Source organism: Rhizobium sp. BK176 (genome assembly GCF_024808055.1).
In genome coordinates this window covers 1-15,175 of record NZ_JANUBV010000006.1, presented here as the reverse complement: position 1 = coordinate 15,175, position 15,175 = coordinate 1, and the positions used below count along the sequence as shown (strand labels likewise).

At 61.5% G+C, this 15,175-nt stretch carries 15 protein-coding genes and 1 riboswitch; of the genes, 4 read left to right on the top strand and 11 right to left on the bottom strand.

Annotated features, from left to right (window positions below; translation table 11 throughout):
- Positions 1-160: 160 nt before the first annotated feature.
- Positions 161-1,726, bottom strand: coding sequence for a bifunctional diguanylate cyclase/phosphodiesterase (locus FHT76_RS19120; protein WP_183862065.1), 1,566 nt, complete (start codon positions 1,724-1,726; stop codon positions 161-163).
- 360 nt (positions 1,727-2,086) lie between these two features.
- The gene (locus FHT76_RS19115; protein WP_210296686.1) at positions 2,087-2,650 is read right to left on the bottom strand and encodes a histidine phosphatase family protein; all 564 of its coding nucleotides are present in this window, start codon (positions 2,648-2,650) and stop codon (positions 2,087-2,089) included.
- Between the two features lie 43 nt (positions 2,651-2,693).
- Positions 2,694-2,845, top strand: a riboswitch (cobalamin riboswitch).
- A gap of 28 nt (positions 2,846-2,873) precedes the next feature.
- On the opposite strand from FHT76_RS19115, the gene FHT76_RS19110 reads away from it, so the two are divergent.
- The 3 genes from FHT76_RS19110 to FHT76_RS19100 are packed head-to-tail and all read left to right on the top strand — an operon-like array spanning position 2,874 to position 4,489.
- Positions 2,874-3,083: a CbtB-domain containing protein gene (locus FHT76_RS19110; protein WP_183862061.1), complete on the top strand. Its 210-nt coding sequence runs from the start codon at positions 2,874-2,876 to the stop codon at positions 3,081-3,083.
- Positions 3,084-3,096: 13 nt separating this feature from the next.
- Positions 3,097-3,840 (top strand): CbtA family protein, encoded by a 744-nt coding sequence (locus tag FHT76_RS19105; protein WP_183862059.1) that lies wholly within the window; start codon positions 3,097-3,099, stop codon positions 3,838-3,840.
- 40 nt (positions 3,841-3,880) lie between these two features.
- Positions 3,881-4,489, top strand: coding sequence for a hypothetical protein (locus FHT76_RS19100; RefSeq protein ID WP_183862057.1), 609 nt, complete (start codon positions 3,881-3,883; stop codon positions 4,487-4,489).
- Here the strand turns inward: FHT76_RS19100 and FHT76_RS19095 are convergent.
- Complete coding sequence (locus tag FHT76_RS19095) at positions 4,486-5,268, bottom strand: helix-turn-helix transcriptional regulator (protein WP_246712604.1); 783 nt, start codon at positions 5,266-5,268, stop codon at positions 4,486-4,488. The two genes, FHT76_RS19100 and FHT76_RS19095, sit on opposite strands and share 4 nt — an antisense overlap.
- 185 nt (positions 5,269-5,453) lie before the next feature.
- Entirely contained in the window at positions 5,454-6,116 is a 663-nt protein-coding gene (locus FHT76_RS19090) for a sulfite oxidase-like oxidoreductase (RefSeq protein WP_183862055.1), read from the bottom strand.
- Between the two features lie 200 nt (positions 6,117-6,316).
- On the opposite strand from FHT76_RS19090, the gene FHT76_RS19085 reads away from it, so the two are divergent.
- On the top strand, positions 6,317-7,492 hold the full coding sequence (locus tag FHT76_RS19085; protein ID WP_183862053.1) for a M20 aminoacylase family protein: 1,176 nt from the start codon (positions 6,317-6,319) through the stop codon (positions 7,490-7,492).
- Positions 7,493-7,548: 56 nt separating this feature from the next.
- On the opposite strand, the gene FHT76_RS19080 is transcribed toward FHT76_RS19085, so the two are convergent.
- The 7 genes from FHT76_RS19080 to FHT76_RS19050 are packed head-to-tail and all read right to left on the bottom strand — an operon-like array spanning position 7,549 to position 15,007.
- Entirely contained in the window at positions 7,549-9,336 is a 1,788-nt protein-coding gene (locus FHT76_RS19080; RefSeq protein ID WP_183862051.1) for an adenine deaminase, read from the bottom strand.
- On the bottom strand, positions 9,333-10,253 hold the full coding sequence (locus tag FHT76_RS19075; protein WP_183862049.1) for a nucleoside hydrolase: 921 nt from the start codon (positions 10,251-10,253) through the stop codon (positions 9,333-9,335). The genes FHT76_RS19080 and FHT76_RS19075 overlap by 4 nt, the downstream gene beginning before the upstream one ends.
- A 4-nt stretch (positions 10,254-10,257) precedes the next feature.
- A complete protein-coding gene (locus tag FHT76_RS19070; RefSeq protein ID WP_183862047.1) occupies positions 10,258-11,283 on the bottom strand; it encodes an ABC transporter ATP-binding protein in 1,026 nt (341 codons plus the stop codon).
- Positions 11,276-12,055: an ABC transporter permease gene (locus FHT76_RS19065; protein ID WP_018859249.1), complete on the bottom strand. Its 780-nt coding sequence runs from the start codon at positions 12,053-12,055 to the stop codon at positions 11,276-11,278. Before FHT76_RS19065 ends, FHT76_RS19070 begins: the two co-directional genes overlap by 8 nt.
- Complete coding sequence (locus FHT76_RS19060) at positions 12,052-12,879, bottom strand: ABC transporter permease (protein WP_183862045.1); 828 nt, start codon at positions 12,877-12,879, stop codon at positions 12,052-12,054. Before FHT76_RS19060 ends, FHT76_RS19065 begins: the two co-directional genes overlap by 4 nt.
- Before the next feature lie 60 nt (positions 12,880-12,939).
- Positions 12,940-13,962, bottom strand: coding sequence for an ABC transporter substrate-binding protein (locus FHT76_RS19055; protein ID WP_183862043.1), 1,023 nt, complete (start codon positions 13,960-13,962; stop codon positions 12,940-12,942).
- A gap of 19 nt (positions 13,963-13,981) precedes the next feature.
- A complete protein-coding gene (locus FHT76_RS19050) occupies positions 13,982-15,007 on the bottom strand; it encodes a LacI family DNA-binding transcriptional regulator (protein WP_183862041.1) in 1,026 nt (341 codons plus the stop codon).
- Positions 15,008-15,175: the final 168 nt, after the last annotated feature.

Sequence of the window (15,175 nt, the reverse complement as noted above, 5' to 3'; positions counted from 1 at the left end):
GATCGATAATCGTGGCCATGCGGCATGCATTACACTTTCAGTGGAAATGTCCGCCCACAGGACCAAGGCGCTAACGCCGCCCTATCCGAGAAGGTTCCATCACGAATTTCTGATGTGCGGGAATGCTAGCAGTACGGATGTGGCGTACGTTGCGCGGCGCTCATCCGTTCGCCAGCGTCACATCGCGATCGAAGATGAAGGAGTGTGTGTCTTCGGCGGGCATGGGTTTTCCGAAGAGATAGCCCTGGCCAACATCGCAGCCGAGCTGAAGCAGGTGACCGAGTTGGCGATGCTCCTCGATGCCTTCGGCGGTCGTCTGTATGTTGAGGCTGCGACCGAGGCCAAGCATGGCGCGAATGATCTTCTCCTGGCGCTCGTCATCGCGGTAGGTCGCAATGAAGCTCTTGTCGATCTTGATCTTGTCGAACCGGTATCGGGCGAGTTGGGCGAGGCTGGAATAGCCCGTGCCGAAATCGTCCAGGGCGATCTGCACGCCGGCGTCGTGGAGTTCATCCAGAATGATGGCGGCAACCGCCGGATCCTGGATCAGCGCATTCTCGGTGATCTCGATCTCCAGGCGGCGTGGCGGCAGGCCGTTTGCCGAGAGCACCTTGAAGATGCGCGAGGCTAGCAGCTTGTCCTCCATCTGTACCGGAGAGACGTTGAACGACAGCATGACGTGATCATCCCAAGCCAAGGCATCGCGGCAGGCATGCGCAAGAAGATCCTCGAAGAGCTCGGTGATCATGCCGGTTTCTTCGGCAATGCTGATGAAGACCGGCGGCGGAATGGCAACGCCATCTTCATCCGTCCAGCGCGCCAGCGCCTCGAAGCCGCAGACCGTGCCGGTCTTGAGATCGATCAGCGGCTGATAGAACGGCCGGATAGCCTTCTTTTGGATCGCAATCCGGAGCTTCGATTCCAGAGTAGCGCGTTTTGCCACCTTATCCTGCATCGAGGCTTCAAACGCCATGTTCTGATTGGGGCCGCGTGACTTCGCCTCGTACATGGCGAGGTCGGCACGGTGGGCGGCGTCCTCCAACGGCTCCCGACCCTGTTGCCAGCGATCATAACCCACACTGGCGCCGACTTCGACGGCAAAGCCATTGATATTGATGGGGCGCGTTACGGCCTGGATAAGCAGGCACGCGAAGCGCTCCTCGTGCCGCGGGGAGAGGCCGAGCGCGACGACGACGAACTCGTCACCGCCAAAACGGTAGACGCAATCAGCGTTGCCGATCGCGCAGATGCGCTTTGCCACTTCGATCAGCAGCGCATCGCCGCCATTGTGGCCGACAAGGTCATTGACCTTCTTGAAGCCATCAAGGTCGACGGAGAAGATTGTAACATTCTGCTCCCATTCGTCGCCCTCGACATCGGTCTTCGTCCTTCGCGGAAGGACTTTACGCTCGAAGGCATAGCGATTGGGAAGCTTGGTGAGGTGATCGTGGGTTGCCGTCCAGTCGGCCTTGGCCTGGGCGCTGGCCCGCAACTCCATCTCCTTGCGAAGGTCGACGATGCGCAGGATCGAATAGACGAAGCTCATCGCGCCGCCGATGCCGAGCGCGAGGACGAGTTTGTCCGCACCATAATTCTCGTAAGCGCCGACGAAGGCGACGAGCCAGTTATCCAATTCCAGGATCGCGCCGACAAGCCACAGCGTTACTCCCAACGCCATGACCAACAGGCATTGCCTTCCGGCTCTGCTCTGGAAGAATACCGGCATGCTTCACTCCATCTCCACCCGAGCGCCGGTGTATCATTGAAGTCTGAAGCGTTTGTTGAAACCAAAGGGCGAATTCTTGGTATCTGCGCCTACCGTGAGAGGAGGTCGGCTCGAAAGGCGAGCGGTACCACCGCCCGCCTGTCGCTCTCAACGGATCAATAGGGATGCGCCAATGATGAGCAAGAGCAGTGTGACGGCGGCAGTCGTGCGTAGCAGGCGCGTGCGCCGGATCTGCGCGCCGCTCCAATCATAAGGCATTTGGTCCTCCTTGGGGCAAGGAACACGGCCCGACTGTGTCGGGTCGGAAAGCTATGGCATGGTTCGCTTGCGTAAGGCTGATCTAAATTAATGCTCAGAAAATTAGGTTGCCGGGCCTTCCACGCGCAGCGACCACCGGCTGCCATTGCTGGTCATGTGGACAATAGCGAGAGGTTCGATATCGGCGATCCAGAAGGAGGACACCGGAGCTTGTAGCGTGTTGATGATTGCTGCCCTGATGACCGCGGCATGAGTGATGGCGACGCTATGGCCACCGGCCTGCAGGCGCTCGCTCATCCAGGTGTTTACACGCATGCACACGGCGGCGATTGCCTCGCCACCGTGCGGCGCTTCTTCCGGTCGCGCCATCCAAACCGCCAGATTTTCCGGTTCCGCCTGCTGGATCTCCGCAATCGAGCGTCCTGCCCAGCGGCCAAAGTCACAATCGGCGAGCGCCTCGGAAAATTCCGGTTGTAGGCCAAGCGCCTCGGCCGTCTGCCGGGCGCGCAATGCCGGGCTGGCAACCACGCTATCGGCACGCCGGAGCCGAGGGACGATTGCCTTCGTCGCAATGATTGCCTTGTCGTTCAGCGGTTCGTCCTGCGGGAACCGCGCCTCGCGATTGGCGGCTGTCGAACCATGGCAGATCCAGGTGAGGCGCGTCATCACGTTGATCGTCTCCGGATAACGGGGAAGGGGACCTGCCGCTCTATGAAGTTTCGTTGACAGGCTCGAAGCCGCAGATATAACGGTTATGTTGTGGGTTTGGAAACCGGTGAAATTCCGGTGCGGTCGCGCCACTGTGATCAGGATGAGGATACCTCGGACTGGAAGTCAGACCCTGCCACGCAACAATTCTCGACTGAACGCGTCATTCCAGGAGGAATACATGTCTGACTCTACTTTTGCGCCCGTCGCCATACCCGCTCCGATTCCGGTTGGTGAGCTTTTGCCCTGGGCGATCTTCGGCGGTCTGCTGATGCTCATCGCCATCTATTTCGTCGGCACCGAAGAGGGCGCGATGGCGCTTTTCAACGGTATGTACGTGCACGAGTTCGTGCATGACGGCCGGCATCTTCTCGGCTTCCCCTGCCACTAAGGGAGTTCCGAACATGGTTGGAAATCTTTTGCTTCGCGGGATGCTCGCGGGCCTGATCGCTGGCATCCTCGTGTTTGCCTTTGCCCACACCTTCGGTGAGCCGCTGGTAGACCAAGCGATTGCGTTCGAGGAAGCCGCAGCGCAGGCAGCCGGCGAAACGGCCGAACCCGAGATCGTCAGCCGCGCCATGCAGGCCGGCATTGGTCTCTTCACCGGCGTGATGGCTTACAGCATCGCTGTCGGTGGGCTGTTCGCACTGGTTTTTGCCTTTGTCCAAGGCCGCTTCAGTGGTCTCGGGGCACGTGGAACGTCGGCAGTCATCGCGGTTGCGGCCTTCGTCTCCGTTGTTATCGTGCCGAATATCAAATACCCGGCCAATCCGCCGGCGGTCGGCAATCCGGATACGATCGGCGTCAGGACTGAGCTGTTCTTCCTGATGATCGTCGTTTCGATCGCCGCGCTCGTTGCCGCAATTGCGTTTGCACGCCGTCTCACTCCACGGTTCGGTGCCTGGAACGCAGGAATCTCAGCAGGTCTCGCCTATGTCGTCTTCATCGGTGTCGTGCAGTATCTGCTCCCGCCGATCAACGAGGTGCCGGAAGACTATTCGGCGGCGGTCCTTTGGCGTTTCCGTACGACCTCGATCGGCATGCACCTGATCTTGTGGAGCGTCCTCGGTGTGGCCTTCGGTGCGCTCGCCGAGCGCAAGCTTGGCGCCGTTGCAAAGCTGCGCGCTCACGCGCCGGCCTTCCATTGATCGGAGGGGCTCCGGAGCGATCCGGAGCCTCATTCAAACGATGATCTTTCGGCACTCAATTTTCCTTTTGTCCCTGCTCGCGTTGCTACAGTTTTGCTCGGTTGCGGAAGCACACCAGCGCAGCGGCAGCGGACCTCATACCGGCATTGCGATTGCCGAAATCTCACATGGCGAAATGATCATGTTCGCCGAGTATCGCGATCGGATCATCGGTCTCGCGGCCCGCGCGACGGACACGACAGAGCCATTCCGGCGTGTGCTGAACTACGCCCAAATCCAGCATGCCTACTGTTTGTGGGGCAAAATGCCTGGTGGGGTGACCGACGAGGCCAGCCCGTTCAACGAATGCTCGCACGCCTATCTCGCGGCAACGAAGGCCGTGCTGCTATCGATGCGGAGCATGGGCGGCGAGGCTGTCGAAGCCGAGGCCATCGTCTCGGCAATCGATGCCGGCATGGTGCTGCGCGGCTTGGCGTTGATCACCTGCGAGTTTAGCGGAGAGGCGTTCAACACTGCAGATATCGTTCGTCCCTCCTGGAGCGCTGTTCCGCTGCATCCCGCTAGTCTGGCGACGTTGACGGCGCTTGCGGCGGCGCTGCTGGCTGCGGTCTATGGCGGGCGGCGCCTGCTTCGACGGATCGCACCCTAACTTTTCTCGACATCGCGGTCGAAGTGCGTTGCAACCAGCATCGCCGTAAGGTGCACGGTGTTCTTCGCGCCGTAGCGCTCTTTCATGCGCTCCAGCCGATGTTCGACGGTTCGATGCGAAATACCGAGATCAGCCGCGATCTCCTTGGCCGTAGCCCCTTCGGTCAAAAGCTGGATCACCGCTTCGTCGGTCGCATCCATGCGAGCCTGCTGCTGAGGCGGGTTGAACATGAACCGCCCGTTCGAAACTGTCAGCAGCCAGGACGGGCGCCGCGCCATTGTCTTTTGGGGAAGGATCAGTCGCTCATATCCGAGATTGACGCCCAGGACCCTCGTTTTGACCAGTTCCATCGACGGTTTCTGCGTCGCAATCACCTCACGATAGCGCGGGATGACAGCCGTTTCCATGTACGTACGGTCCTTGAACTCGCCGATGCGTTGATCAGCGAACAGCTTATTGATGTTCAGCAGGCGTGAGCTGAAGCCAGAGGAGCGTACGACCTTGAGATACCATTGCAGCGGATCCTCTCCATCGAGAACCACAAGTGTCATCCTCATTCTGATCGTTAGGAGATCCACAACGTCGCGATAGATGTCTTCCGGCGCAGCAGGCGGCTGCGGCGTGGTATGCAGCCACGCGTCCAGCAGTTTCTGCGTGACAGTGTGAAATGAGGTGTGCTTGTTCATCAACTCATACGCGATATCTGGAATCGGCATGCAACAACAACCTAAAATGGGTGCAGGTTCAATAGTGACAGCATTCAAATTGTCATAAGGCATTAATTTGAAAATGCATTACTTCCAATCTCTATTCTGGGGTGAATTTCGGTTCGCGCCAATTGCCCGCTATGCGGGTCTTACTTGTCGGTTTGAGGAGGCCCCGAGAGGGCGTCTCGCGAAACTATAGCGAGCAAGCGAGAGGCGCTGTCCTGTCGTCCCGCGCGGAGTAGCAATCGCTACTGGTATCAATCCCCAGAATAGCGCTGCTCCCGCCACGGGTCGCCATGCATATGATAGCCGTTCTGTTCCCAGAAACCCGCGGCGTCGGCCGGCAGCAGCTCGATACGACGCAGCCACTTCGCGCTCTTCCAGAAATAGAGGTGCGGAACCACGAGCCGCATTGGGCCGCCATGGTCACGCGTCAGAGGCACGCCTTCCCAGGATGTTGCCAGGATCGCATCCTCGGCGGCGAAATCCGCGAGCGGCAGGTTCGTCGTGTAACCGTCATAGCTCGTCAGCATCACATAGGAGGCTTCCGGCTTTGGCATCGCCTGATCGAGCAGATCACGGGTCGACACGCCCTTCCACTTGTTGTCATAGCGCGACCACGTCGTCACGCAGTGAATGTCGGTGACCTTGACGCTTTGCTCCAGCGCGTGGAAGGCGGCCCAGGAAAGATCAAGCGGCGTTTCGACAAGCCCCCGGACTTCAAGGCGCCACGTATCCGTCGAGATGATTGGCTGCTGACCCAGATCAAGGACCGGCCAATTCTTGACGAGATGCTGGCCGGGTGGCAGTCGCTCGGCTTGCGGGCGGCTGATGCGGCCGGTGAGGAACTTTCCTTCTGCTGCCCAGCGGCGCTTCGACGTCGTGAGCTTGCTGTCAGTCGGGGTTTGATCGTCGCTCATTGCTGGCCTTTCGCGTTGCAGCGATTAGGCCATTCACCTCCGCGCACTGTCAAGCGTCGCTCCTAGATCGTCGCATGGATCCGGGCCATCGGCTGCGGCGAGAGCATCGAAGAGGTTGAATTTCCGGGGTATTTGCTGAATAAGAGGGACCACCATGGCGCAGTTTTGACGCCTGCGCGCTTTTACAGGACGTCCGGCACATGCCCATTCCCGCCCGGATCGAGAACGATCTGCCATTCTTGACCTCGCTGCGTCGCGATCTGCACGCGCATCCCGAACTTGGCTTCGAGGAGGAGCGCACGAGCGGCATCGTCGCGCAGCTATTGGAAGAGGCGGGCATCAAGGTTCATCTGGGCCTAGGCCGCACCGGCGTTGTCGGTACGTTGCAGGTCGGCAGCGGGACGCGCACGATCGGGCTGCGTGCCGATATGGATGCGCTTGCAATGCCGGAGACCGCGGATCGCCCGTATAAATCCAAATTTGCGGGCAAGATGCATGCCTGCGGGCATGACGGACATACGACCATGCTGCTCGGCGCGGCACGGCATCTGGCGGCAACGCGCGCGTTTTCCGGAACCGTGCATTTCATCTTCCAGCCAGCCGAGGAGGGCAGAGGCGGGGCGCGCAAGATGGTCGAGGACGGCTTGTTTAAGCACTTCCCATGTGATGCCGTCTATGGCCTTCACAACATGCCTGGCCTCGCCGTTGATGAGATCGCCGTGGTCGAAGGGCCGCAACTGGCGTCTTCGGACAGTTGGCGTGTGACCTTCCGGGGTACCGGAACGCATGGTGCCAAGCCGCACCTCGGCAAGGATCCGATCACGGCAGCCGGCACCTTCCTGACCTCGTTGCAGACGATTGTCGGACGTGTCGTCGATCCGTTGCAGCCGGCGGTCGTCAGCGCCTGTTCGCTGCAGGCGGGCGATCCCAAGGCGTTGAACGTGATCCCCGATATCGTCGAAATCGGGGGGACCGCCCGCGCCTATTCGCCTGAGGTCCGCGACCAACTCGAGGAAGAGATCGGACGGCTTGCGAAGGGCACGGCGGCGATGTTCGGCATTGCTGTTGATTACCAGTTCGAACGGCGCATCCCGCCTGTGGTCAACGACAGCGATGCGACCGCGCGTGCGTTAGGCGCTGCCGGAGCGGTGTTCGGGGACAAGGTGCGTACCAGCTTCCCGCCGTCGACGGCAGGCGATGATTTCGCCTTCTTCGGCCAGAATGCGCCGGGATGTTACGTCTGGCTCGGGAACGGTCCTGCCGTCGATGGCGCCCTGCACCACAACACCGCCTATGATTTCAATGACCATGCGCTTGGTTATGGCGCGGCCTTCTGGACGGCTCTGGTCGAGCGTGAGCTGAAGGCTACGCTGTAGATCGTTTGAGCGATTGATAGATTGAGCAGGCGGGCAGCAGTGCCCGGATGCTGAGGTTATTCGCTCTCGAGAATCTCGATTACGGGGCTTTCGAGCACTTCGCCGGTCAGAACGTCGGATATCCCTCGATCCGTCTGATGCGGGCCGACGTTGCAGGCAAGCGTGGCGCCGAAGCATGCCTTGAAAACTAGGTAGGGCGGTTTCCAGTCAACGATCTTTTCCATCGCCTTGCGGATCGCTCGGAAGGACGCCGCCGTTTCTGCCAATGGGGCTTCCGTCACGAGGCCCGACACCGGCAGCGGCAGAAGCGCTTCGATCTGGCCATCTTTGGCGACGGCCATGCCGCCGCCCGCTGATATCACCGCGTTGGCGGCGACTGCCATGTCGCGAGCGTTGCCGCCGAAGACGGTAAGGTTGTGGCTGTCGTGCGAGACAGTCGTGCAGAAGGCTCCTCGCCATTCTCCCCAACCGGTGAGGAAGCCGACGCGTGGCCTGCCATCGACCTTGCCGTGCCGATGCGCGACCGCGATCATGGTGCTTCCGGCCGGCGGAACGACGAAACCGCCGTCGACGCCAGTTTCCGCCTCGCCCCACTGGGTGAAACGGGGGCGGTCAATCGTGGCGACACGAACGCGCTTGCCGGTGGCGGGAACCCTGAAGTCATCTTCCGTCAGGGACGTCAGCTTGACCGAGTTCTGCAATGCCTGCGTCTCGAACGAGCGCAAGTGGGCGTCCATTTCACCCGATGTTGAGACGATTGCGCCATTGGCGATGACGGCTTTCGTGGCGAAGCCAATGAGGTCTTTGAAGAGCACGAGATCCGCGCGGCGACCGGCAGCGATCAGGCCGAGATCCGAGCGCTTCAGTCGTTGTGCCGCGTTGAAGGTGGCGGCTCTCAGCGCCCATTCCGGCTTCATCCCATAGCGGACGAGCCGGCGGATGACGTCGTCGAGACCGCCGCCGTCCTTCAGTTCGTCCGGGAAGACATCGTCGGTGCAGAGCGTGACCGTCGATGGCAGATGGCCGATACCGTTGAGAGCGGTTACGAATTCCTGCAGCAGATGGTCATGCGAGCCGCGCAACTCGATGGTCAGCCCGGCGGCCAGCTTCTGCAGCAGGTCGGCGCTGGAGGTCAGTTCGTGATCCGAAGTGACGCCGGCGGCCATGAAAGCATTCAGGTCAGCGTCCTCGAGCCCACGGGCATGGCCGCAGACCAGTTTCCCGGATGCGAGGCCGGCATTCACAATGTCGGTCATGCGCGGATCGCCGTCGATGACACCGCGCATGTTCATGACTTCGGCAACACCACCTACACCAGGCCACCGCAGCATTTCGGTGATAACAGATGCGTCGAAATCCGCGCCGGCGACTTCAAGCCCCGGAGCGGAAGGAACGCAGGAAGGCGCGAGAACGATGGTCCGGAGCGGTAGGCAGCGGGACGCTTCGATTGCCCAGCGTACGCCGTCCAGGCCATGCACGTTGCCGAACTCGTGCGGATCCCAGACAATGGTCGTCACGCCGCGCGGAACGACGGCTGCCGCATAGGCGGCGGGCGTCACCATCGAGCTTTCGACATGCATGTGCGTATCGATGAGACCGGGCGAAACGATGCTGCCTGCTGCGTCGACGGTCTTGGCAGTGTCGGTGCGGCTACCTGGTGCGTGAACGCTTGCGATCAGCGGTCCAACGACGCCGATGTCGGCGTCGCGGGTCAGGCCGGTGACGACATCGAGCAGGCGTCCGCCCGAGATCAGCAGATCGAAGGGCGCGTCACCGCGCGCGGCGGCAACGGCGCGGGCGCGAAGTGCGGGATCGTTGAGATCTTTCGGTTCGGTGACGCTCATCGGCCGGCCTCATCGATCAGTGCGCCGAGGATAAAGGCGCGGGCCTTTTCGGCGTCGATACCGATGGCGTATTCGGCGTTGAAGGTTGCATGCGTCGCCCGGGTCTCGACCACGGTGCGGCCACGGGTATGCTGGCCCTGCAATTCGGCATCGATGCGCGCCGGACGGAACGTGACAATCTCGGGCGCGACGAAGGCAACTGCGGCTGACGGGTCGTAGATCGCCATTCCCGATCTGCCGCGGCTGGTTCCGATGCCGATGTAGCCGTCGAGCATATCGGCCAGCAACGCGGCATTGTGACCGCCAGCGTCTCGCACCGGGCCGACGTCGTCAGGCGTCGCGATAACCTTACGGCAAAGATCGAGATCGACCATGAGTAGCGGCAGATTATGGGCGAGAACGATGGCAAGCGCTTCCGGGTCGGCCAGCGCGTTGAACTCGGCGGACGCCGTGTGATTGCCCGCCGTGACGCCGCCGCCCATCCAGGTCAGTTCGGTGATGCGGGCGGCGAGGTCCGGGCGTGCCAATGCGAGGGCAGCGAGATTGGTCAAGGGACCGAGCGCGAGGATTCGATGGGGGCCATCGGTCTCCAGCCAGCGGCAGAGGGCGGTGAACGCGTCGCTCTCCACCAGCGGTGCGGCGGTGGGCAGGCTTTGGCCTGATGTCGGAATGCCTGTCTCGCCGAGGATCGCCTGCGCGGTTTCGAGCGAGCCGAGGACGGGCATGGCGCGACCGCTGTGGATCGGGAAGGTCCAGCCGAAGGCTTTGGCGGCGCCTGATGCGTTGACGCGCACCTGCGGCAGCGGCGTATTGCCGAAGACGAGCGAGATGCCTGATATGTCGAGCTTTGCGTGCGTCACCACGAGGATCGCGGCGATATCGTCAAAGCCCATATCGGTGTCGATCCAGACGCCCATGATGTTACCTGTAACGTGAGAGGGGCGCTGCAGCGGCAAGCGGCAGATCGAAGGCATGCGTCGAGCCGATCGCATGCGTCGGAAGTTCGGCATCGACCTCGGCCTTGATCGGCCCAAGCGGCGTGTCGAGCAGGTATTCGCGGGTGTTGCCGGCAAACGAGGTGCCGCGCACGGTGCCTTGGAAAGGACCTGAACCAAGGATCACCATGCGCGGACGCCAGGCCAGGCCCTTTGCGGCCTGCGGCGCCGGACCGGAAAGCTCGACTGATGTGGTGGATGTCGCGAGCTTGCCGTTTTCCAGCGCAAAGACGTTTTCGAAGCCGACGAAATCGGCGACGAAGGCCGAGACGGGCTTGTTGTAGATTTCCTCCGGCGTGCCGATCTGCTCGATGCCGCCGTTCAGCATCACCACGATCCGGTCGGCGAGCGCGAGGGCTTCGATCTGGTCGTGGGTGACGAAGATCATCGTGACGCCGGTTTCCTTCTGGACGCGCTGCAGTTCGGCGCGCATTTCAAGGCGCAGGCGGGCGTCGAGGTTGGAAAGGGGCTCATCGAGCAGCAGAACCTTCGGCTCCATCACCATTGAGCGGGCAAGGGCCACACGCTGCTGCTGGCCGCCCGAGAGTTCGACAGGCTTTCGGTCTGCGAACTTGGCCAGGCCGACGGACTTGATGCCTGATGTGACCTTGGTATCGAGATCCTTGCCGCCTATGCCCTTCAGGCGCAGGCCGAAGGCGACGTTCTCGTAGACCGTCAGATGCGGGAACAGCGCGTAGGACTGGAAGACCAGGCCGACATTGCGCTTGTTGGCGGAGACGCGGGTTATCTCGGTTCCATCGAGCGTGATGCGGCCGGATGCCGGAGCAAGCAGGCCGGCGATCGAGCGCATCGTCGTCGTCTTGCCGCATCCGGAGGGGCCGAGCAGGGCGACGAGCTCGCCCTTGGCGATCGTAAGATCCAGATCCTTGACCGCGACCGTATCGCCGTAGGCAAGCGTCAGCTTGTCGAGTGTGAGATAGGCGTCAGACATAACGAGAGAATCCCAGGAAGCGTTCGGCAAGGAAGACGATGCCGATGGAAAGGAAGGCGAGCAGCGAGGAGAGCGCCGCGATCGACGGATCGTAAGTGGTCTCCATGTAGCCCAGCATGTCGATCGGCAGCGTGCGCACGCCGGGACCGGAGAGGAAGAGCGAGACCGGCACCTGATTGAAGCTGGTCACGAAGCCGAGGATGAAGGCGGCCAGGATGCCGCCACGGATATTCGGCATGACGACGCGGAAGAAGGCGCCGACGCGTGAGGAACCGAGCAGGACGGCTGCTTCCTCCATATCCGAGCGCAGGTTGTTGAGGCTGGCTGAGACGACGCGCACGGCGTAGGGCAGCACGAGCGCCGTGTGCGCCATGAACAGGGCCAGCGTGATGTTGAAGCCGAAAGGCACGACGAGGTAGCGCAGCAATGCCAGACCGACGATGATGCCGGGTACGATGATCGGCAGCGACACGATCGTACGGACGGTTTCGCCGAAGGGGAGCTTGTAGCGCGAGAGCGCATAGGCAGCGGGGATGCCGAGCACGAGCGCTGTCAGCGTACCGAAGACGGCAAGGAACATCGACATGGCGAAGCTCTCGCGGAAGCTGTCGATGGTGAAGACCTTGGCGACCCACTTGAGGGAAAGGCCCTGTGGCGGGAAGGCCAGCGTGTCACCGGCCGAGAGCGATGCGGCGATGATGATCAGGAACGGGCCGATCAGGAAGATCAGCAACAGGCCGAGGACCAGCGGAGAAAGAATGCGTGCGGTCATCGCTTGTTCCTCGCCGTGGCAAGGCGCTTGAGCAGGATGTTGGCGGCAAAGCTCATGACGATCAGCATGAAGGCGATGACGCTTGCCGAGACGAAGTTGTTGGCAACCGACACCTGCTGATAGAGCAGCGTTTCCAGCATCAGCACCTTCGAGCCGCCAAGAACGGCGGGGGTGATGTAGGCGGTCAGCGATCCGGTGAAGACGAGCGTGCCGCCGACGACGAGGCCTTCGCGGGTGAGCGGCAGGATCACCTTCCAGAATACCTGGAACCAGTTGGCGCCGAGCACGCGGGCGGCGGGAATGGCATCCTTCGGCATATTCTCGAGCGCGCTGATCAGGGACAGGATCATCAGCGGCAGGAAGAGCTGCAGCAGGCCGATGAAGACGGCGGTCTCGGTGAAGAGCAGCCGCAGCGGGCCGTCGCTGAGGCCGAGGCCCTGGATGGCCTGGTTGACGATGCCGGTGCGGCCGAGAATGACGATCCAGGCATAAGTGCGGGCAACCGGCGAGATCATCAACGGCAGGGTGATGAGGCCGATCATCCGGCCCTTGCCCTTCGGTGGCAGGTTGACGATCGCGAAGGCTGCGGCATAGCCGATCACGGCCGAGACAGCCGTAACCTCAAGCCCTAGGCGAAAGGTCCGCAGAAAGACGGTGCGATTCAGCTGCTCGGAAAAGAAGCCGGTATAGGCGCCAAGCGTCCAGCTGCCGTCGATGCGGTAGCCTTCGGAGAGGAGGACGACAACGGGCAGCAGGAAGACCAGCGCGGCAAAGACTGCTGCGGGCAGGGCAAGCGCCAAGGCTTCTGCGCGGTTCTGAAACATGAAACGACTTTCGACGGATTGAAGGGCCGGCTCCGGCAGGTTCCGGAGCCGGCCTCGAAATTACTGACCGACCTTCTCGTTCCATTCCTTCAGCCAGGCATCGCGGTTGTCGAGCGCGGCTGCTGATGGGATGAGCTTCAGGCTCTTGGCGGTTTCTTCGCCGTAGGTGAGGTTGTTGGCGGCTTCCTCGGAGAGCTTGACCTCCTTGTTCGCCGGGCTGTCGACGAGCTTTTCAGCAAGCTTCGTCTGGATTTCGGTGGAGAGCCAGAAGTCCATGAACTGCAGGGCGAGATCACGGTTCTTCGAGCCCTTGGTCACGACCATCACGTTCATGCCGCCGGTCTGGCCTTCCTTAGGCGTTGCCCATGCGACGGGAACGTCGAGCTTGGTGAAGCCGGCCCAGGAGAAGCGGCCGATCGGGGCGGCCCAGATTTCTTCCTGCTGCATCAGCTGCACCAGCTGCGAGGATTTCTCATAGAAGGTGACGATCTCGTCCTTCTTCTCGCCGACCGCCTCGATCGGCGTCTTCAGATCCGGCTTGTCGCTGCCGAGCGCCTGTCCGAGCATGAACAGCGCCGGAGGGCCCTGGTTGGTGGTGACGTTCGGGAAGGCGACATGGCCGACATATTCAGGCTTCAACAGGTCTGCCCAGGACTCGATCTTCATCTTGTCGGAGCGATAGGCGATCGAGGTGGCGTAGAAGGTGTAGCCGACGCTCATGCCGTCGCCGTTCGGGTCCTTGGCGAGGTCATAGAGCTTGCCGAAGTTGGAGAGTTTGGAGGTGTCGACCTTGTCGATCAGATCCTTGCGGGTGGCCGACAGGGCATCGGCCATGGAGACGACGGCCATGTCGATAACGGGGCTCGCCTTGTTGGCCTCCATCTTGGCAAGCCGCTCGACGCTGTTGCCAGTCTCGACCACAAGCTTGCAGCCGCACTTGGCCTCGAAGGGATCGTAGACGATCGACTTGAAGTCATCCTGAGCAAAGGCATAGACGGAAATCGTAAGCGTCTTTTCTTCTGCCTTCGCGGCGAGGGGCGACAGCGCCAATAGCGCGGCCGAAGCGATGAGGGCATTCTTCATGTCAGCTGTTCTCCGTCTGTCAGGATATTCGTGTCGGGTCCGCCGGCCCGGAGGACTGGCGAACGATCAGTTGCATTGGAACTCGGTCGGTCTCAGACGTGACAAGCACGCCCTCGCGGCTGCCGCGCGTCTGTATGGTCTGCAGCAATGACGTAATGGCGATCTCTGCGATGGTATGCATGTCCATCGCCACCGTCGTCAGGGATGGGGTGATGACGGGTGACCAGATGAGGTCATCGAAGCCGGTTACGCTTGCGACGCTTGGCACATCAATGCCGTCGCGCTGCAATTCTGTGAGGGCTCGCAAGGCCTGCAAATCCGACAGCGCTGCGAACGCCGTGTAGCCCTCGCGCACTTTCTCAGCGAGTCCCAAACTGCACCCGCTGCCGTTTTGCCGCTCCAGCGTCTCGATCCAGAGTGTTGCCGAACTCATTCCGGGGCGGAGACCTGAGCGGATGCCGCCCACGCGGTCGTTTTGAACATTTGAGCCGGGATTGTTGCCGATGATGAGGATGCGCCGATGTCCAAGCTCGGCCAAATGGTTGGCGATCGCCCAGCCGCCCTGCATGTGATCGGCAGCCACGGTGTTGCCAGGGGTGGAGGCTGTGTCGATGACGGCGACCGGGCAGGCGGCGGCGGAAATTCGGGTCGCGCGGCGCGGAATGATTACCATACCCTCGACGCCGCGCTCGACCAAACGGTTGATCGCCTCGGTCTGGGTGGCGACGTCCCCCCGGGAGTCGGCGATGAGCACGCCGTAACCGGCGGCAGTGGCGGCGAATTCGATCGCCTGGGCGAGCTTCGGGAAAATTGGGTTGGCGATGTCAGGCAGAACAAGGCCGAGGACGCCGCTGCGCCCGGTACGAAGCGCGCGTCCGGCCTGGCTCGGAACGTAGCCGAGTTCGGCGGCATGTTCCTTGATCCTCTCTGCCAGTTGTTCGGAAACGCGGCCTTTGCCAGAGAGCGCATTGGAAACCGTCGCGACAGATACGCCAAGCGACGTCGCAATCCTGCTCAGGTTCGGTCCAGGTCGCGTTGGAGGCATGGTTTCCGACATACGGAGATTAATCGTTTAATCACTGCGTACATCAGGCCGGCGAACTTGTCGAATCCAAAATCGCCGCTGCCGTCATTATCGGCTTTGGCTACCGATAGCGGCCATAAAAAAGCCCCGCGATTGCGGGGCTTTCTGTCTCGTGTGGCTCAGCTCGCC